Consider the following 17,169-nt stretch of genomic DNA (forward strand, 5'->3'; position numbering starts at 1 on the left):
CGGCAAGCGCAAAAACGCTAGGTACCGCAGAAGGTTGCCAACACGCGCTCATGTACGGCGGGCGGCCGAGCGTACTCCTCCCGGCCCGGCTGCTCGTCATAGGGCTTCGCCAGGACGGCGAGCAGTTCCTCGAATGGCGCCAGATCGCCCCGCTCGGTTGCCGCCTCGATCACGGCCTCGACGCGGTGATTCCGCGGAATGAACAGCGGATTGATGCTGTGCATCGCGCGCTGCCGCTCTTCCGCGGAGAGGCTCTCCTGCTGCAGCCGCTGTTGCCAGCGACCATGCCAATCGTCGAACTCGGCGGGATTGGTGAAGAGTTCGCGGCAGCTTTGCCCGTTGCCAACGGCGTCATGGCTGAGCCGCCTGAAGGTCAGAGTGAAGTCCGCATGGCCGCGCTGCATCGTTTCGAGCAATGCCTTGATGAGCAGGACGTCATCCGGCGCTTCGGTGAAAAGGCCGAGTTTCCGACGAAAGCCCGCGATCAGACTGGCCTGGAACAGTTCGTTGAAACGATTGACCGCTTCCTGCGCGACCGCGACCGCATTCTCCTGGTCCTCCGCCAGCAGCGGCAGCAGCGCCTCGGCCAAGCGCGTCAGGTTCCACAGCGCGATCGGCGGCTGGTTGCCATAGGCATAGCGGCCGTGCTCGTCGATCGAGCTGAAGACCGTGGCGGGGTCGTAGCTGTCCATGAAGGCGCAGGGACCGTAGTCGATCGTCTCGCCGGCGATCGACATGTTGTCGGTGTTCATCACGCCATGGATGAAGCCGATCAGCATCCAGCGCGCGACGAGGTCGGCCTGCGCGGCAACCACCGCTTCAAGCAGAGCCAGATAAGGTGCGTCGCCATCCGCCACCTGCGGGTAGTGCCGGGCGATGACATGGTCGGCGAGGAGGCGCAGCGCCTCGACATCACGCCGGGCGGCGAAGAACTGAAATGTTCCGATCCGGATATGGCTGGCGGCGATGCGGGTCAGGATGGCGCCGGGCAGCAGCGTCTCGCGCCGGACGGTTTCACCCGTCAGCACCGCGGCGAGTGCCCGCGTCGTCGGCACGCCGAGCGCCGCCATGGCTTCGCTGAGGACGTACTCGCGCAGCACCGGCCCCAGCGCGGCCCGGCCGTCGCCACGCCGCGAGAACGGCGTCGGGCCGGCTCCCTTGAGCTGGATGTCGCGGCGCCGGCCGTCACGGTCCACCACTTCGCCAAGCAGGATCGCCCGGCCGTCGCCGAGCTGCGGGCTGAAGCCGCCGAATTGATGCCCGGCATAGGCCGTCGCGATCGGGAGCGCCCCTTCGATCAGGCTGTTGCCGGCCAGCATCACGACGCCGTCCGGCCCCTTCAGCCAGTCCGGATCGAGGCCGAGCTGCCGGGCCAGGGCCTCGTTGAGCTTGATCAGACGAGGCGCGGCCACCGCGGTCGGGTTCACCGCGGCATAGAACCGCTCCGGCAGGCGCGCATAGGAGTTGTCGAACGGAATCGCGATCATCATCCGTAGATATGCGCGCCAGCCGGCATGGCAACGTCAACCTTCATGCGGCGGCCGGGACGAGCTCCCGTTCGCGCGGCTCGCGCACCGACACGATGGCGAGCGCGGCGATCAGGCAGAGCACACCGGCGATGAAGAAGGCCGGCAGATAGCTCGCATAGACCGTGCGGCTGAAGCCCGCGCCCCAGGCGGCGGTTGCGGCGCCGAGCTGGTGGCCGGCGAAGATCCAGCCGAAGACGAGGTTGGCGCGTTCGCCGAAGCGGTCGGCCGCGAGCTTCACCGTCGGCGGCACGGTCGCCACCCAGTCGAGACCGTAGAACACCGCGAAGATCGAGAGTTCGTAGAAGCTGAAGCTGGTGAAGGGCAGGTAGATCAGCGAGAGCCCGCGCAGGCCATAATACCAGAACAAGAGCTTACGGCTGTCGAAGCGGTCGGACAGCCAGCCCGAGCCCACCGTGCCGGCGAAATCGAAGATGCCGATGACCGCGAGCATGCCCGCCGCGGCGACCGGCGCCATGCCGAAATCGCCACATAGCGAGACGAAATGGGTCTGCACCAGGCCGTTCGTGCTGGCGCCACAGACGAAGAAAGTGCCGAACAGCGCCCAGAAGATGCCAGAGCGAGAGGCATCCTTCAGCGCGACGAGCGGCGAGGCGAGCATCGCGCCCAGCGTCGCCGGTGCCGCGGGTGCGGGCGCGAGAGCCGTCGCTCCATAAGGCGCAAGTCCGAGGTCGGAGGGCCGGTCACGCATCAGCACCAAAACTGCGACGGCGGCCAGCAGCAGCATGCCCAGCACGAAGGAGAGTGCGCTGCGCCAGCCGAGCGTTTCCGTGAGCGAGGCGAGCAAGGGCAGGAAGACGAGCTGGCCGGTCGCCGTGCTGGCAGTCAGCAGCCCGATCACGAGGCCGCGGCGCGCCGAAAACCAGCGTGTCGCCACCGTCGCGCCCAGCACCATGGCGGTCAGCCCCGTGCCGAAGCCGACGACGACGCCCAGGAACAGCATGAGCTGCCAGAGCGTCGTCATGGCGAAGGAGCCCAGCACGCCCGCAGCGATCAGCGTCAGGGCGACGGCCGCGACGCGCCGGACGCCGAAGCGGTTCATGAAAGCAGCGGCGAACGGCCCGATCAGCCCGAACAGCACCAGGCGGATCGCGAAGGCGGACGAGATCTCCGCGGTCGACCAGCCGAACTCCTGATGCAGCGGGCCGATCAGAACACCGGGCGCACCGACCGCCCCGGCCGTCACCAGCATGGTCAGGAAGGTGACCGCCGCGACCACCCAGCCGTAGTGGATGCCCCGGCGGGCGAAGAAGCGGGGTAATGCCGAGTTCTCGGCGGAGATGGCTATCTGCGACATGAGAGCATCCAATTTATGGGTATATACCCGCTTAAGATTAAACGATCAGAGAAGATCGCTCAGCTCGTTGAGAGCCTTGAGACGCTCTGCGCCAAGACGCCCGGTGATATCCTGCTGGCACGTCTCCCAGAGCGGAGATGCCTCTTCCAGAATCGCCTCCCCCTGCGCGCTCAGCGACACGACCAGCTCCCGTTGATCTTCGCCGCGCCCAAGTTGTACCAGACCCATCTTCTCGACCACGCGGATATTGCGCCCCATGGTCGATCGATCGAGTTCCAGAAGCCGGCCCAGTTCCGTCAGGCTGACTGGCTGATGCCTCCGGACGTTCCTGAGGATCGCGAACTGGGCGATGTTAATCCCCACCGGCGCCAAAGCGCCGTCATACAGCCCCGCAATCTTGCGGGTCACGGTCTTGAGGCGTGTGCAGTAACAGGCGATGGACATAGTTGCGGGTATATGCCCGCTTTGATGCAAAATCAAGCGCGATTCGACCGCCGCGCCGCAGCGTATCCAGCGCAGCCGGCCCGCATGGCGCCGACCGCGAAAAGGAGATCATTCATCTCTAAAATCGGAAAACAACGATAAGGACATTCCCCATACCGCCCGACTAGATTGCCGACCGAAGAAGGAAATTCTTCACTTACGCCGCCGCGAGCGGCACCATATCGGACCGGCTGGATGTCTCTCAATCATGTTCTCGGCGTCGACCATGTCGTCGTCGCCGTTCGCGATCTCGCTCTCTCGGCGAAGGCCTGGGAGGGGCTAGGCTTCACGATTTCGCCTCTCGGCTTGCATTCGCCGCATATGGGCTCGGCCAACCACACGATCATGCTGCAGGAGGACTATCTCGAGCTGCTCGGGATCGTCTCCGAGACCGACCAGAACAAGCCCACGCGCGACTTCCTGGCGAAGCACGAGGGCATTGAGCGCATCGCCTTCACCACCGACGACGCCGCGGCCGGCGCGGCCGAGATCACGGCACGGGGCTTTCCTGCGATCGGCCCGGTGCATTTCGGCCGACCGGTACCGCTCCCCGGCGGCGGCGAGGCCGACGCCAAGTTCAATGTCTTCCGCTGGCCGCTCGAGGAGCAGCCCGGCGGTATCCGTATCTTCGCCTGCCAGCATCTGACGCGGGAGAACGTCTGGGTGCCGGTGCTGCAGAAGCACGCCAACGGCGCTGTCGCCATCCGGCGTATCGAGACCCTGTCGGCCGATCCGCAGGCGGCCGCCGAACATCTTTCGCGGCTGATCGACGAGCCGGTTCGGCAGGAAGGCACGGTCTGGCGCGTCGCTTCCGGCCGTTCGCGCGCCGACATCCTGTTCTATGCCGCCGAGACCTTTGCCGAGCGCTATCCGGATGCGGTGCGGGAAGGCGCGGCAACCTTTGGCGTCGCTGCGCTCGTGCTGGCCACGCGCGATCTCGACGCTGCCGCAGCAGCATCCGGCGCGATCCGCCACGGCGAAGCCGCCAGCGTGCCCGCAGCCCGCGCCTCCGGCTCCGTGCTCAGCTTCGTGCCGGCCTGACCGGCACGGCTCCTGCATTCCGCCTTTCAGCCTCCGAGCTCAGATCGTCGAGGACCTCCATGGACTTCACCCGTCGTTCAATCCTGATGACCTCCGCCGCGATCGCGGCCAATGTCGTCAACCCGTTCAAGGCCTTCGCGCAGGAGACGCCGCGCAAGGGCGGCGTCTTCGGCGTTCACTACGGCGCCGAGCAGCGCCAACTCAATCCGAGCCTCCAGGCCTCGACCGGCGTCTACATCATCGGTGGCAAGATTCAGGAGGCGCTGGTCGATCTCGACGCAAACGGCAACCCGGTCGGCGTGCTCGCCGAAAGCTGGGAGGCGGCGCCCGACGGCAAGACCATCACCTTCAAGCTGCGCAAGGGCGTGACCTGGCATGATGGCCAGCCCTTCACCTCGGCGGACGTCCAGTTCACCGCGATGGAGATGTGGAAGAAGATCCTGAACTACGGGACGACGCTGCAGCTCTTCCTCACGGCCGTCGACACGCCCGATCCCTACACAGCGATCTTCCGCTACGAGCGGCCGATGCCGCTGAACCTCTTGCTGCGCGCCCTGCCCGACCTCGGCTACGTCTCGGCCCGCCATCTCTATGAGGGCAAGGGCGACATCCGGAACAACCCGGTCAACCTCGCACCGATCGGCACCGGCCCGTTCAAGTTCGTCACCTATGAGCGCGGCCAGCACATCATCGCCGACCGCAACCCGAACTACTGGCGCGAGAACGCGCCCTATCTCGACCGCATCATCTGGCGCGTGATCACCGACCGTTCGGCCGCCGCGGCACAGCTCGAAGCCGGCCAGCTGCATTACAGCCCGTTCTCCGGCCTGACGATCTCCGACATGGCCCGCCTGTCGCAGGACAAGCGCTTCATCGTCTCGACCAAGGGCAATGAGGGCAACGCCCGCACCAACACGATCGAGTTCAACTTCCGCCGCAAGGAACTCGCCGATATCCGCGTGCGCCGCGCCATCGCGCATGCGCTCGACATCCCCTTCTTCATCGAGAATTTCCTCGGCGATTTCGCCAAGCGCGGCACCGGGCCGATCCCCTCGGTCTCGACCGATTTCTACCCGGCCGACAACGGCCCGCAGTACCCGTTCGACAAGGCGCTCGCGGTCAAGCTGCTCGACGAGGCCGGCTACAAGCCCGGCGCCGGCGGCACGCGCTTCTCGCTCCGGCTGACCCCTGCCCCCTGGGGCGAGGACATCTCGCTGTTCTCCACCTTCATCCAGCAGTCGCTGGCGCAAATCGGCATCAAGGTCGATATCGTGCGCGTCGATGGCGGCGGCTTCCTGAAGAGCGTCTACAACGATTGGGACTTCGACCTCGCCACCGGCTGGCACCAGTACCGCAACGACCCAGCCGTCTCGACGACGGTCTGGTACCGCTCCGGCCAACCCAAGGGCGCGCCCTGGACCAATCAATGGGACTGGAAGGACGAGGCCGTCGACAAGATCATCGACGACGCCGCGACCGAGGTCGATCCCACCAAGCGCAATGCGCTCTACGGCGATTTCGTCCGCAAGGTGAACACGGAACTGCCGATCTGGATGCCGATCGAGCAGATCTTCGTCACCACGATCAGCGCCAAGGCCCGCAACCACTCGAACACCCCGCGCTGGGGCTCGTCGAGCTGGCACGACCTTTGGTTGGCCGAGTGAGAACAGGAGAGCGGGCCGCCCTTCCGCCCGGCCCGCAGCAACACGGCGCGTAGACCATGCGTATCCTCACCCTTGCGGGGCGGCGGCTCGTCGCCTCGATCCCCACGCTGTTGCTGATCCTGATCGGCATCTTCCTGCTGTTGCAGTTCGCACCCGGCGACACCGTCGATGCCATGATGGCGCAGATGGGCGGCGGCGACGCGAAACTCGCCGAAGAGCTGCGCCGCTTCTACGGGCTCGATCTCTCCACCGCCGAGCGGCTCGGCCAGTATCTCTGGCGGCTGGTCCGCTTCGACCTCGGCCACTCCGCCATCTACGGCAAGCCGGTCGCCAGCGTCATCGTCGAGCGCCTGCCGGCGACGCTGCTGCTGATGACATCCGCGCTTTCCTTCGCCTTCTTCGCGGGCATCGTGTTCGGCGTCCTCGCCGCGCGCGACGTCAATCGCTGGCAGGACACGCTGATCTCGACGCTCGGCCTGATCTTCTACGCCACACCGTCCTTCTGGTTCGGGCTGATGGCGATCGTCGTCTTCTCCGTTCATCTGCAATGGTTGCCGGCCGGCGATTTCGAGGATATCGGCGCCGGGCTGACAGGCTTCGCCCGCACGCTCGACATCGCGCGCCATCTCATCTTGCCGACATTGACGCTGGGTCTGATCTACCTCGCCATCTATCTCAGGCTGATGCGCGGCGCGATGCTGGAGGTGCTGAACCTCGATTTCGTCCGCACCGCCCGCTCGAAGGGCCTGGACGAGACCCGCGTCATCACCCGCCACGTCCTGCGCAACGCGCTGCTGCCGATGGTGACGCTGATCGGCCTGCAGGCCGGCACGATGCTCGGGGGTTCGGTCGTCGTCGAGAGTGTCTTCTCGCTGCCGGGCCTCGGCCGCCTCGCCTATGAATCGGTGATCCAGCGCGACCTCAACACGCTGCTCGGCATCGTCTTCGTCTCGGCGCTGCTGGTCATCGTCGTGAACTTCATCGTCGATCTCCTCTACGCGCGGCTCGACCCGCGCATCGCACCGGAGGGTTGAGCGATGGACGCCCTCAAGCGCTATTTCCGCAGCCCGCCAGCCGTAATCGGCCTGTTCCTTCTGCTGCTCGTCCTCGCCATGGCGGCGAGCGCCGGCTGGCTCTTCCCGCGCGATCCGCTGGCGCTCGCCGGCCGGCCGCTGCAATGGCCGCTGGCCAACCCGCGCTTCCTGCTCGGCACCGACAATTCCGGCCGCGACATCGCTGCCCAGATCTTCTATGGCGCACGCATATCGCTGCTGATCGGTGTGATCGCCACGGTCATCGCCGTTGCGATCGGCATCGTCATCGGCGCGCTCGCCGGCTTCTACGGCGGCAAGGTCGACACTGTGCTGATGCGCATCACCGAAGCCTTCCAGACCCTGCCGAACTTCCTGCTGCTGCTGGTCCTCGTCGTCGTCTTCGGCTCGACGCTGCCGACGGTGATGGTCGCGATCGGCATCGTCTCCTGGCCGGCACCGGCCCGTCTCACCCGCGCCGAGTTCCTCTCGCTGCGCAACCGCGAGTTCGTACAGGCCGGGCGCACCATCGGCCTCTCCGATCTCAAGCTGATCTTCGGCGAGATCCTGCCCAACGCCCTGCCGCCGGTGATCGTCTACGCCAGCGTCGTCATGGCGGTCGCGATCCTGCTCGAAAGCTCGCTCGCCTTCCTCAAGCTCTCCGATCCCAATGTCGCCTCCTGGGGCAACCTCATCGGGCTCGGCCGCGACGTGCTGCGCGTGCAGTGGTACGTCTCGGCCATTCCCGGCTTCGCGATCGTACTTACCGTGCTCGGCGTGTCGCTCGTCGGCCAGGGGCTGAACGACGCCCTCAACCCGAGGCTCAAGGGACGATGAGCGCGATCCTCACTCTCGACGGGCTCACCGTCGCCCTGCCGGAGGGAGCCGACCGCCCCTACGCGATGCAGGACGTCTCGCTGGAGCTGAAGGCGGGCGAGATCGTCTGCGTCGTCGGCGAATCCGGTTCCGGCAAGTCGATGACGGCCAATGCGATCATGCGCTTGCTTCCCACCGGCGTCGCGATCGAGCGCGGCCGCGTCCTCTTCGAGGGCCGCGACATCGCCGCGCTAGGCGAAGCCGAGATGCGAAAGGTTCGCGGCGCCGGCATCGCCATGATCTTCCAGGAGCCGATGACGGCGCTGAATCCGCTGCGCAGCATCGGCGACCAGATCGGCGAGATGCTCAGCATCCACACCGACCTCGGCAAACGCGCGATCGCGGCCCGTGTCCAAGACCTGTTGACGGAAGTCCAGATCCCAGAGCCGGAGCGCGCGGCCAAGGCCTATCCACACGAGCTCTCGGGCGGGCAGCGCCAGCGCGCCATGATCGCGATGGCGCTGGCGCTCGACCCGAAGGTGCTGATCGCGGACGAGCCGACGACGGCACTCGACGTCACCACCCAGGCGCAGATCCTGAAGCTCATCCGCGAATTGCAGGCGCGCAAGGGCACCGCCGTGCTCTTCATCACCCATGATTTCGGCGTCGTCGCCGAGATCGCGGATCGCGTGGTGGTCATGCAGCACGGTCTGGTCGTCGAACAGGGCGATCCCGAAACCGTCCTGAGCCGCCCCAGCCACCCCTATACCCGCCAGCTCATTGCGGCCGTGCCGGCGCTCGAACCGCCGCCGCCGCGCCCGCTTTCGGACGAGGCGATCCTGACGATAGAGAACGTCTCGAAGACCTATCGCACCGGCGGCTTCCTCGGCCGCGGCCAGCGCGTCACCAACGCCGTGAAGGCCGTATCGCTGACCCTGCCGAAGGGCGCGACACTCGGCATCGTCGGCGAATCCGGCTCCGGCAAATCGACGCTGGCGCGCTGCATCATCCGGCTGATCGATCCCGACACAGGCGCGATCCGTCTGAACGGCGAGGATTTGACCAAGCTCTCCCGCGCCGAGATGCGGGCGCGCAGCCGGCATATCCAGATGGTGTTCCAGGATCCCTTCGCCTCGCTCAACCCGCGCCGCAAGGTGGGCGACCTCGTCGCTCAAGGCCTCGTCGTCAACGGCATGCCGCGCAAGCAGGCGCTGGAGCGTGCCCGCGAGCTCTTCGGCCTCGTCGGGCTCGATCCGGCGGCGGTCGACCGCTATCCGCACGAGTTCTCAGGCGGCCAGCGCCAGCGCATCGGTTTGGCGCGGGCGCTGGCGCTCGAACCCGACGTCCTCGTCGCCGACGAGCCGGTCTCGGCGCTCGACGTCTCCGTGCAGGCGCAGGTGCTGAAGCTTCTCGCCGGCCTGCGCGAGCGGCTCGGGCTGTCCATCGTCTTCATCACCCATGATTTGCGCGTGGCGGCGCAGGTCTGCGATCTCGTCGCGGTGATGAAGAACGGCGAAGTCGTGGAAGCCGGAACGGTGGCCGAGGTCTTCGGCCAGCGCAAGCACCCCTATACGCAGGCCCTGCTCGCCTCGATCCCCGGCCAGAGCTTCGGCACGGCGGGGGCCGTCCGCGAAACAGCGGAGGTTCCATCATGAAGCGCATCGCCACACCGGTCCCGATCGCCGACGGCCTTGCCCGGCATGAAGCGCAGGTGAGGTGCGACCTCGCCCTGCTCGGCTTCCCGGCAAAGCCCTGGCTCCATCCGCGGACAACGGAAGCAGGTGAACCGGTCCTCGACGTCGCCATCATCGGCGCCGGCATGAACGGCATCGCCGCCGCCTCGGCTCTGCTCGCCAAGGGCATCGTCAATATCCGCCTGTTCGATGCCAACGAGCCGGGCCGCGAAGGCCCGTGGAACCGCTATGCGCGCATGGACACGCTGCGCTCGCCCAAGACGCTGACCGGGCCAGCCCTCGGCGTCCCCTCGCTGACCTTCGCCGCCTGGTACATGGCGAGCTTCGGCGAAGCGGCTTGGGACGCGCTCTACAAGATCCCCAACGCTGCCTGGGTCGACTATCTCAGCTGGCTCCAGCGGGTGCTGGCCTTGCCGGTGCAGCATCGCAGCGCGCTGACGAAGCTGCGGCCGCAGGACGGCCTGCTCGCGCTCGACATCGAGACCGCCGAAGGCTCAAAGAGCGTTTTTGCCCGCCATGTCGTCCTCGCCACCGGGCGTGGCGGTGCGGGCGGCGATGTCTGGCCGGATGTCGTGCCGCATGAGCTGAGGCCGACCGTCGCCGCCCACGGCAACGACCCAATCGATTTCGCAGGGCTCCGCGGCAAGTCGGTCGGCGTGATCGGCGGCAGCGCCTCGGCCTGGGACAATGCCGCGACGGCGCTGGAGCAAGGCGCGGCGCGCGTCGAGATGTATCTGCGCCGGCCGCATCTGCCGCAGATCAACAAGGGCCGCGGCTCGGCCAATCCCGGCTACTTCCATGGCTGGGGCGCCCTGCCCGATGCCGATCGCTGGGCGCTCGCAGCCTATCTCGATGACATGCTGGCGCCGCCGCCACACGAAACGGTGCTACGTGCCCTGAAATCCGACGGGCTCGATATTCGCTTCCGCCACAGCGTGGCGAGCGTCCGGCGCGAGGGCGCGCAGGTCGTGCTCGACATCGACACGCCGGAAGGCCGGCTCGAACGCCGGCACGACTTCCTCATCGTCGCGACGGGCTTCCAGGTCGATGCGGCCAAAATCCCGGAACTGGCAGAGTTGACCCCGCTTATCGCGCGCTGGAGCGATCGCTACGTGCCGCCCGCCGCGCTTGCGCGCCCGGCACTGGCGCGGGCGCCCTATCTCGGCCCGGGGTTTGAATTGCAGCCGCGTGTCGCGGGCGCGCCGGCCGAGCTCTCGCGTATCCACCTCGTCAACCACGGCGCCCTCGTCAGCCATGGCGCGATCGCGAGCGACATCCCCGGTGTCGCCATCGCCGGCGAGCGCGCGGCGCAGGCTATCGTTGCGGCATTCTTCCGGCAGGACATTGCCGAGATCCGCCGCGATCTCGAGGCCTTCGACGAGCCCGAGCTGAAGGATACGCCCTTCTTCAGGCCAGAGGATTTACCCTCCTGACGAGCGCCAGGCAGCCCGTCAGCGAGGAACGTCGGTTTCGCCGCCTTTCGTCGGTCCCTGCGTGATCAGCCGGGCGCTGCGGTGCCCACTGACATAGATCCACAGCCAGTTCAGCGCGACGGCGAGGCGATTGCGCAGGCCGATCAGGAAGAAGATGTGCGCGATACCCCAGGTCCACCAGGCGATGCGCCCCTTCAGCTTGATCCAGCCGAAATCGACGATGGCCGCGCGCTTGCCGATGGTCGCGAGGTTGCCGGCATTGCTGTAGGCGAAGGGCGGCGGCGCGGCGGCGCCCTTCAGCCGGGCCTTGATCACCCCGGCGACGTATCGCCCTTCCTGCTTCGCCGCGGGCGCCACGCCTGGCACGGGCTTGCCGTCGGCCGAGACGACATGGGCCGTATCCCCGACCACGAAGATCTCGGCGTGGCCGGGTACGGAGAGATCGGGCTCGACCATCACCCGCCCTGCCCGGTCGGCTGGCGCTCCCAGCCATTCAGCCGCCGGCGAGGCCGCAACGCCCGCCGCCCACAAAATCGTCTTCGCCGGCAGGAAGGCATCGCCAAGCGCGATACCGTCCTCGGTGCAGCGCGACACGGCGTGCCCGGTCCGGACCTCGACGCCGAGGCCGATCAGCGCCCGCTCGGCATAAGCCGAAAGGTCCTCGGTGAAGCCCGCCAGGATGCGCGGGCCCGCCTCGACCAGAACCACCCGCGCGTTGCGCGTATCGAAATTGCGAAAATCGGCGCGCAGCGTGTCATGCGCCAGCTCGGCGATCGTCCCGGCGAGCTCGACGCCAGTCGGCCCGGCGCCAATGATGACAAAGGTCAGCAGCTCGGCACGCCGGGTCTCGTCGGTCTCCCACTCTGCCTGTTCGAAGGCTGACAATATCCGCCGCCTGATCTTCGTCGCGTCTTCCAGCGTCTTCAGGCCGGGCGCATAGGGCTCCCATTCGTCATGGCCGAAATAGGCGTGGCGCGCTCCGGTCGCGAGGATCAGGCTATCGAAAGCGAGCGCTGGCTCGCCATCGATCAGCACAGTCTTGGCGTCCGCATCGACGCCGACGACGCTGCCCAGCAACGTCGTGACGTTCGGATAGCGCCGCAGCAGGGAGCGCGCCGGCCACGCGATCTCCGAGGTCGGCAAAGACGCCGTCGCGACCTGATAGAGCAGCGGTTGAAAGAGGTGGTGGTTGCGCCGGTCGACGACCGTGATGTTGACCGGCGCGGCGGCAAGGTTGCGCGCCGCTTCCAGCCCGCCGAAGCCGGCCCCGACGATGACGACGTGGTGGGGAGCGTCGGCCGTCATCGGCTATCCGATGTCAGCGAGGCGGTGGCGACGGTATCCGGAGATGCGTCTCATGAGGTCTCCCGCCCCCATCAATAAGCCGGAGCGGGCTCGACGGAAAGCGGAGAGATGGATGCGGGACGCGGTCGCTGTCCCGCACCGAGCGCAGTGCGCGTTCTGCCGGCCGGGCGTAGCCGCCCGTCCAGCAGCGCTACTGCAAATCGCGGAACGCTTGCTGCAGCCGCTCGACGGCCTCGACCACGGTGGCGCGCGGCGTCGCAAGATTGAAGCGCAGGAAGCTGTCGCCACCGGCCCCGAAGCTCGGTCCGTGGTTCACCGCGATCTTCGCCTGCTTCTCGACACGGGCGGTGAACTCCGCCCGCTCCATGCCGGTTCCCGCGAGATCCACCCAGGCGAGATAGGTCGACTCAAGCGGCATCGAGCGCAGACCGGGAATGGCATTCACCCCGTCGTCGAACAGCTTCCGATTGCCGTCGATATAGGCCACGAGCCGATCGACCCAGGCCGCCCCTTCGGGGCTGTAGGCGGCCGTCGCCATCGCCATGCCGAAGGAGTTGGGCGAGATGCCATGCGCGTTCATCCGCGCGCGGAACCGCTCGCGCAGAGCCTCGTCGGGGATGATGACATTGCCGATATGGGCGCCCGCGATGTTGAAGGTCTTGGTGGTCGCCGTCATCATCACGAGCCGATCGAGGATGTCGGGAGCGGCCAGCGGCATGACGGTGTGCCGGAATCCCGGCATGACCAGATCGTGGTGGATCTCGTCGGCAACGAGAATCAGGTCGTGGCGCTTGCAGAAGGCGGCGATCTCGCGGAGTTCGTCGCCGGTCCAGACGCGCCCACCGGGATTATGCGGCGAGCACAGGATCAGCATCCGCTCACGGCCGGTCATCTGCGCATCCCAGCCAGCGATATCGAGGACGTAGCGCCCGTCCTCTGTCGCCAGCCGGCACTCCACGACATGCCGCCCGGCGGAGCGGATGATGCGGGCAAAGGCGTGGTAGACCGGCGTCATCAGCACGACGCCGTCGCCCGGCGCGGTGAAGGCATCGACGCAGAGCGCCGTGCCGTTGACCAGGCCGTGGGTGGTGAAGATCGCCTCCGGCGCGACATCCCAGCCGTGCCGGGTCTTCATCCACCAGCGAATGGCGTCGCTGTTCGTGCGGTCATCGCCGAAATAGCCGTAGACGCCATGGCTCGCCATGCGCTCGACCGCTTGCTGGACGCAGGCCGGTGGCCGGAAATCCATGTCCGCCACCCACATGGCGATGCCGTCGGAAGCCGACACGCCATAATTCTTCTCCATCATGTCCCATTTGGCGGAATGGGTTCCGCGGCGGTCGATCAGCTCGTCGAAGTCCGGCGTTCTAAACATTGATGATCCCCAGAAGCGGCCGCGAGGTGTTGAATACGGTCCGCTGCCACCCGTTCTGCCGCGTCGGATCGCGAACGTAAACCGGCGTAGCCGCCACGACGGCTTTCGAAAATCAGCATGACGTCGCAGGCGGAGGGCGTATGGCGGTCGACCTCGCGGCCTGTCCTTGCCGCATGGCTGCTGTGGCAGGAATGGCGAGGCGCACCGGTTGAGAGCTGCAGGATCAACTTCTAGGCTGCCCGCGCCGTGCTCGGGAGCTGGCCCGACCTGCGGGGCCGCCCTTGATTCACAATCGCAACGTTCTTCTGCAAAGGCCTATAACGAAATGGCTTCCTCTGACGCCCTTGCTCCGGTCTTCGATCATATCGAAGCCAACCGCAGCGCCTTCCTCGACCGGCTGATCGCCTATCTGCGCCACCCCAGCATCAGCGCCGAGAATATCGGCATCGCCGAGGTCGGGGCGCTGCTGGTCGAGATGCTGACGGAGATCGGGCTCGAGACCAGCCTCGTGCAGACCGAGGGTCATCCCATGGTCCTCGCCCGCTGGGAGAAGGCACCGGGCAAGCCGACTGTGCTGCTCTACGGCCATTACGACGTGCAGCCACCGGACCCGCTCGACAAATGGGTTTCCCCGCCCTTCGAGCCCACGATTCGAGACGGCCGGCTCTATGCACGCGGCGTTGGCGACAATAAGGGCCAGCACTTCGCCCAGATCCTCGCGATCGAATCCCATCTCAAGGTCCATGGCGAACTGCCCTGCAATGTCATCCTGCTGCTGGAGGGCGAGGAGGAGATCGGTAGCCCGCGCATCGCCGGCTTCGTGCGCGCCAACCAGAACAAGCTGAAGGCCGATCTCGCCGTCACCGCCGACGGCCCGCGCCATGCCAGCGGCGCGCCCACCATCAAGTTCGGCTCGCGCGGCGTCGTCTCCTTCGATTTACGCTGCCGCCATGCCAGCCGCGACGTCCATTCCGGCAATTTCGGCGGTGTCGTGCCGAACCCGATCTGGACGCTGGTCCACCTGCTCGCCACCATGAAGAACGCCAATGGCGAGATTACCATCGAGGGCCTGCACGACGACGTCCAGCCGCCGACCTCCGAGGATCTGGAGGCGATCGAGCGCCTGCCGCTCGATCTGGACGCATTCAAGCAAGGGCTCGACCTCAAGCGCCTCGACGCGCCGCTCGACCGGCCGTTCTATGATCGCCTGTGCTTCCAGCCGACGCTGACGATCAACGGCTTCCACGGCGGCTACGGCGGGCCGGGCACCAAGACCGTGCTGCCGAACGAGGCATTGGTGAAATGCGATATCCGCCTCGTCGAGGCGCAGGACCCGGAGGACATCCTGCGCAAGGTTGCGGCCCATGTCGCCAAGCATGCGCCGGAGGTCGAGTTCATCGTCGAGGAAACCGGCATGCAGCCCTCGAAGACGCAGATCGCCTCGCGCTATACGGTGCCGCTACGCCGCGCCTTCGTCGCCGCCCATGGCGAGGAGCCGCTGCTGATCCCGGCCGGTTTCGGCAGCCTGCCGAACTACGTCTTCACCAAGATCCTCGGCATCCCCGCCTATGTCACGCCCTATGCCAACCATGATGAAGCCAACCACGCCCCGAACGAAAACATGACACTGGATTGTTTCCAGAGCGGGATCAGGACGGGCGCGGCGCTGCTGCATGAACTCGGGCAATTGCAGGGCGAGGGCTGAGCCGGCTGGAACTATGAGGCCGGCGCTTCCTCGCGGGCCTTGCCTCTCAGCACGAAGATGAGGCCTCCGGCGCTCAAAAGGGCAAGGCAGAACCAGGTCAGCGCATAGATCAGATGCGTGTTGCGGAAGCTGACCTGGGTCATGCCGCCCTGCGGCAACGGCCCTGGTTCGCTCGCCGCGTCGGCATCGACGAAATAGGGCGCGACCTCGCCAAGCCCTCGCGCCGAGGCGATCGCGGCAACGTCCCGAGAATGCCAGCGGCCCGCGGCGGGATCGTTGGCGCGCAAGAAGCCGCCGCCCGGCTCGGTGAGCCGCAACAGCCCGACCACCCTCGCCTGTTCGCCGGCCACCTTGCGCCGCTCTTCGACCCCGCGCCGATCCTCCGGCACGAAACCGCGGTTGACGAGGACCGTGAAACCCGAATCGGCGCGGAAGGGGGCGATCACCCAGAAGCCCGGGCCGCGTTCGGTCACCGCCATCGTCAGTGTTTCAGGCGTCTCAAGATAACGGCCCTGCATGGCGACGCGGCGATACTCGGCAGTATCAGCCGCGATGGCCGGCCATTCCAGCGGACCCGGTGCAGTCACGGGCGCGGCGTGAATCCGCGCCTCGACCCGGGCGATCAGGTCGAGCTTCCAGCTACGCCGCTGCACCTGCCAGATGCCGAGGCCGGCGGAAACCAGCGTGACGAGGGTCAGGGCCGCAGCAAAGATGAGGCGTCCGGCGCCTGCGCGCCGCTTGCCCGTAGCGCCCGCGGGCACGAGCCGCCTCACATCTTGTGCAGCTCGGTCGGCATCATGTTGGTGTTGAGGTGGTACATCACCCACAACGAGCCGGAGAGCGCAATCGCCACGATGACGATCGTGAAGATCAGCGCCATCATCGTCCAGCCGCTCTCGGAGCGGCTGTTCATGTGCAGGAAATAGACCATGTGGACGACGATCTGCACGGCGGCAAAGCCCATGATCACGATTGCGGTCAGCATCGAATTGCTGAGCACGTCGTTCATGACCAGCCAGAATGGGATCGCGGTCAGGACGACCGAAAGCAGGAAGCCGGTGACATAGCCGCGCAGACTGCCATGCGGCTGACCGTCGCCGCCATGCTCGTCGTGATGTTCGGCGTGGTTCTGGCTAGCGCTCATTTCAGCACGCCCATCAGATAAACGAATGTGAAGACGCCGATCCAGACGACGTCGAGGAAGTGCCAGAACATGCTCAGGCACATCAGCCGGCGCCGGTTGGCCTCGATCAGCCCGCGCCGCCTGACCTGGACCATCAGCACTGTCAGCCAGATCAGGCCGAAGGTGACGTGCAGCCCGTGCGTGCCGACCAGCGTGAAGAAGGAGGACAGGAAGGCGCTGCGCATCGGCGTCGCGCCCTCGTGGATGAGATGCGCGAATTCGTAGAGCTCGATCGCGAGGAAGGCGAGGCCGAAGAGGCCGGTGACGACGAGCCAGCCCTGCATCGCCGCCTGCCGGCCCTTGTCCATCGCCAGCATGGCGAAGCCGTAGGTGATCGAGGAGAACAGCAGCATCGCCGTGTTGATCGCGACCAGCCTGAGGTCGAACAGATCGGCGCCTGATGGCCCGGCCGCATAGTTGCGCCCGAGCACGCCGAAGGTCGCGAAGAGGACCGCAAAAACCAGGCAGTCGCTCATGATGTAGAGCCAGAAGCCGAGCATGGTCGAGCCGCCGGAGTGCTCGTGCTCTTCCTCCGTCACGTAGAACGCCGGAACGCCGTTCGCAGCCTGCGCTTCCGCTATCGCCTTAGCCATCA

15 protein-coding genes are annotated in these 17,169 nt (G+C 66.6%); 7 read left to right on the top strand and 8 right to left on the bottom strand.

What is annotated here, in order from left to right; translation table 11 throughout:
* Nucleotides 1–17 precede the first annotated feature (17 nt).
* From AC1DEZ_RS03410 to AC1DEZ_RS03420, 3 genes are read right to left on the bottom strand one after another with little or no spacing between them, the layout of a single operon-like run.
* Nucleotides 18–1,490 (bottom strand): protein adenylyltransferase SelO, encoded by a 1,473-nt coding sequence (locus AC1DEZ_RS03410; RefSeq protein WP_476778629.1) that lies wholly within the window; start codon nucleotides 1,488–1,490, stop codon nucleotides 18–20.
* Between the two features lie 40 nt (nucleotides 1,491–1,530).
* Nucleotides 1,531–2,844 carry an MFS transporter gene (locus AC1DEZ_RS03415; protein ID WP_476778630.1) on the bottom strand — a complete coding sequence of 438 codons (1,314 nt, stop codon included), beginning with the start codon at nucleotides 2,842–2,844 and terminating at the stop codon, nucleotides 1,531–1,533.
* Between the two features lie 45 nt (nucleotides 2,845–2,889).
* Entirely contained in the window at nucleotides 2,890–3,252 is a 363-nt protein-coding gene (locus tag AC1DEZ_RS03420) for a MarR family winged helix-turn-helix transcriptional regulator (RefSeq protein ID WP_476778631.1), read from the bottom strand.
* A gap of 270 nt (nucleotides 3,253–3,522) precedes the next feature.
* Between AC1DEZ_RS03420 and AC1DEZ_RS03425 the strand changes: the two genes are divergently transcribed.
* The 6 genes from AC1DEZ_RS03425 to AC1DEZ_RS03450 are packed head-to-tail and all read left to right on the top strand — an operon-like array spanning nucleotide 3,523 to nucleotide 11,006.
* A complete protein-coding gene (locus AC1DEZ_RS03425; protein ID WP_476778632.1) occupies nucleotides 3,523–4,368 on the top strand; it encodes a VOC family protein in 846 nt (281 codons plus the stop codon).
* Nucleotides 4,369–4,427: 59 nt separating this feature from the next.
* Nucleotides 4,428–6,032, top strand: a complete 1,605-nt coding sequence (locus AC1DEZ_RS03430; protein WP_476778633.1) for an ABC transporter substrate-binding protein — start codon at nucleotides 4,428–4,430, stop codon at nucleotides 6,030–6,032.
* Between the two features lie 56 nt (nucleotides 6,033–6,088).
* Complete coding sequence (locus AC1DEZ_RS03435; RefSeq protein WP_441512703.1) at nucleotides 6,089–7,066, top strand: ABC transporter permease; 978 nt, start codon at nucleotides 6,089–6,091, stop codon at nucleotides 7,064–7,066.
* Between the two features lie 3 nt (nucleotides 7,067–7,069).
* Nucleotides 7,070–7,900 carry an ABC transporter permease gene (locus AC1DEZ_RS03440; RefSeq protein ID WP_476778634.1) on the top strand — a complete coding sequence of 277 codons (831 nt, stop codon included), beginning with the start codon at nucleotides 7,070–7,072 and terminating at the stop codon, nucleotides 7,898–7,900.
* On the top strand, nucleotides 7,897–9,534 hold the full coding sequence (locus AC1DEZ_RS03445) for an ABC transporter ATP-binding protein (RefSeq protein ID WP_476778635.1): 1,638 nt from the start codon (nucleotides 7,897–7,899) through the stop codon (nucleotides 9,532–9,534). The genes AC1DEZ_RS03440 and AC1DEZ_RS03445 overlap by 4 nt, the downstream gene beginning before the upstream one ends.
* Nucleotides 9,531–11,006, top strand: coding sequence for an NAD(P)-binding domain-containing protein (locus AC1DEZ_RS03450; RefSeq protein WP_476778636.1), 1,476 nt, complete (start codon nucleotides 9,531–9,533; stop codon nucleotides 11,004–11,006). Before AC1DEZ_RS03445 ends, AC1DEZ_RS03450 begins: the two co-directional genes overlap by 4 nt.
* Before the next feature lie 18 nt (nucleotides 11,007–11,024).
* On the opposite strand, the gene AC1DEZ_RS03455 is transcribed toward AC1DEZ_RS03450, so the two are convergent.
* Together AC1DEZ_RS03455 and AC1DEZ_RS03460 are read right to left on the bottom strand one after the other, a co-directional pair.
* On the bottom strand, nucleotides 11,025–12,311 hold the full coding sequence (locus tag AC1DEZ_RS03455; RefSeq protein ID WP_476778637.1) for an NAD(P)/FAD-dependent oxidoreductase: 1,287 nt from the start codon (nucleotides 12,309–12,311) through the stop codon (nucleotides 11,025–11,027).
* 190 nt (nucleotides 12,312–12,501) lie between these two features.
* Entirely contained in the window at nucleotides 12,502–13,686 is a 1,185-nt protein-coding gene (locus tag AC1DEZ_RS03460) for a MalY/PatB family protein (RefSeq protein ID WP_476778638.1), read from the bottom strand.
* A 325-nt stretch (nucleotides 13,687–14,011) separates the two neighbouring features.
* Here AC1DEZ_RS03460 and AC1DEZ_RS03465 point away from each other — a divergent pair, with 325 nt between their 5' ends.
* Nucleotides 14,012–15,391 carry a M20/M25/M40 family metallo-hydrolase gene (locus AC1DEZ_RS03465; protein ID WP_476778639.1) on the top strand — a complete coding sequence of 460 codons (1,380 nt, stop codon included), beginning with the start codon at nucleotides 14,012–14,014 and terminating at the stop codon, nucleotides 15,389–15,391.
* Nucleotides 15,392–15,402: 11 nt separating this feature from the next.
* On the opposite strand, the gene AC1DEZ_RS03470 is transcribed toward AC1DEZ_RS03465, so the two are convergent.
* From AC1DEZ_RS03470 to cyoC, 3 genes are read right to left on the bottom strand one after another with little or no spacing between them, the layout of a single operon-like run.
* Nucleotides 15,403–16,152, bottom strand: a complete 750-nt coding sequence (locus tag AC1DEZ_RS03470) for an SURF1 family protein (RefSeq protein ID WP_476778640.1) — start codon at nucleotides 16,150–16,152, stop codon at nucleotides 15,403–15,405.
* A gap of 8 nt (nucleotides 16,153–16,160) precedes the next feature.
* Nucleotides 16,161–16,535, bottom strand: a complete 375-nt coding sequence (cyoD, locus tag AC1DEZ_RS03475) for a cytochrome o ubiquinol oxidase subunit IV (protein ID WP_441512710.1) — start codon at nucleotides 16,533–16,535, stop codon at nucleotides 16,161–16,163.
* Nucleotides 16,532–17,167, bottom strand: a complete 636-nt coding sequence (gene cyoC / locus AC1DEZ_RS03480) for a cytochrome o ubiquinol oxidase subunit III (protein ID WP_476778641.1) — start codon at nucleotides 17,165–17,167, stop codon at nucleotides 16,532–16,534. The genes cyoD and cyoC overlap by 4 nt, the downstream gene beginning before the upstream one ends.
* Nucleotides 17,168–17,169: the final 2 nt, after the last annotated feature.

This window comes from Allobosea sp. 10L422 (genome assembly GCF_056395345.1).

What these genes read in the sequence shown, in the direction of transcription:
- AC1DEZ_RS03410 (WP_476778629.1), bottom strand. Translation starts at nt 1,490, where the DNA reads ATGATGATCGCGATTCCGTTCGACAACTCCTATGCGCGCCTGCCGGAG.
- AC1DEZ_RS03415 (WP_476778630.1), bottom strand. Translation starts at nt 2,844, where the DNA reads ATGTCGCAGATAGCCATCTCCGCCGAGAACTCGGCATTACCCCGCTTC.
- AC1DEZ_RS03425 (WP_476778632.1), top strand. Translation starts at nt 3,523, where the DNA reads ATGTCTCTCAATCATGTTCTCGGCGTCGACCATGTCGTCGTCGCCGTT.
- AC1DEZ_RS03430 (WP_476778633.1), top strand. Translation starts at nt 4,428, where the DNA reads ATGGACTTCACCCGTCGTTCAATCCTGATGACCTCCGCCGCGATCGCG.
- AC1DEZ_RS03435 (WP_441512703.1), top strand. Translation starts at nt 6,089, where the DNA reads ATGCGTATCCTCACCCTTGCGGGGCGGCGGCTCGTCGCCTCGATCCCC.
- AC1DEZ_RS03440 (WP_476778634.1), top strand. Translation starts at nt 7,070, where the DNA reads ATGGACGCCCTCAAGCGCTATTTCCGCAGCCCGCCAGCCGTAATCGGC.
- AC1DEZ_RS03445 (WP_476778635.1), top strand. Translation starts at nt 7,897, where the DNA reads ATGAGCGCGATCCTCACTCTCGACGGGCTCACCGTCGCCCTGCCGGAG.
- AC1DEZ_RS03450 (WP_476778636.1), top strand. Translation starts at nt 9,531, where the DNA reads ATGAAGCGCATCGCCACACCGGTCCCGATCGCCGACGGCCTTGCCCGG.
- AC1DEZ_RS03455 (WP_476778637.1), bottom strand. Translation starts at nt 12,311, where the DNA reads ATGACGGCCGACGCTCCCCACCACGTCGTCATCGTCGGGGCCGGCTTC.
- AC1DEZ_RS03460 (WP_476778638.1), bottom strand. Translation starts at nt 13,686, where the DNA reads ATGTTTAGAACGCCGGACTTCGACGAGCTGATCGACCGCCGCGGAACC.
- AC1DEZ_RS03465 (WP_476778639.1), top strand. Translation starts at nt 14,012, where the DNA reads ATGGCTTCCTCTGACGCCCTTGCTCCGGTCTTCGATCATATCGAAGCC.
- cyoD (WP_441512710.1), bottom strand. Translation starts at nt 16,535, where the DNA reads ATGAGCGCTAGCCAGAACCACGCCGAACATCACGACGAGCATGGCGGC.
- cyoC (WP_476778641.1), bottom strand. Translation starts at nt 17,167, where the DNA reads ATGGCTAAGGCGATAGCGGAAGCGCAGGCTGCGAACGGCGTTCCGGCG.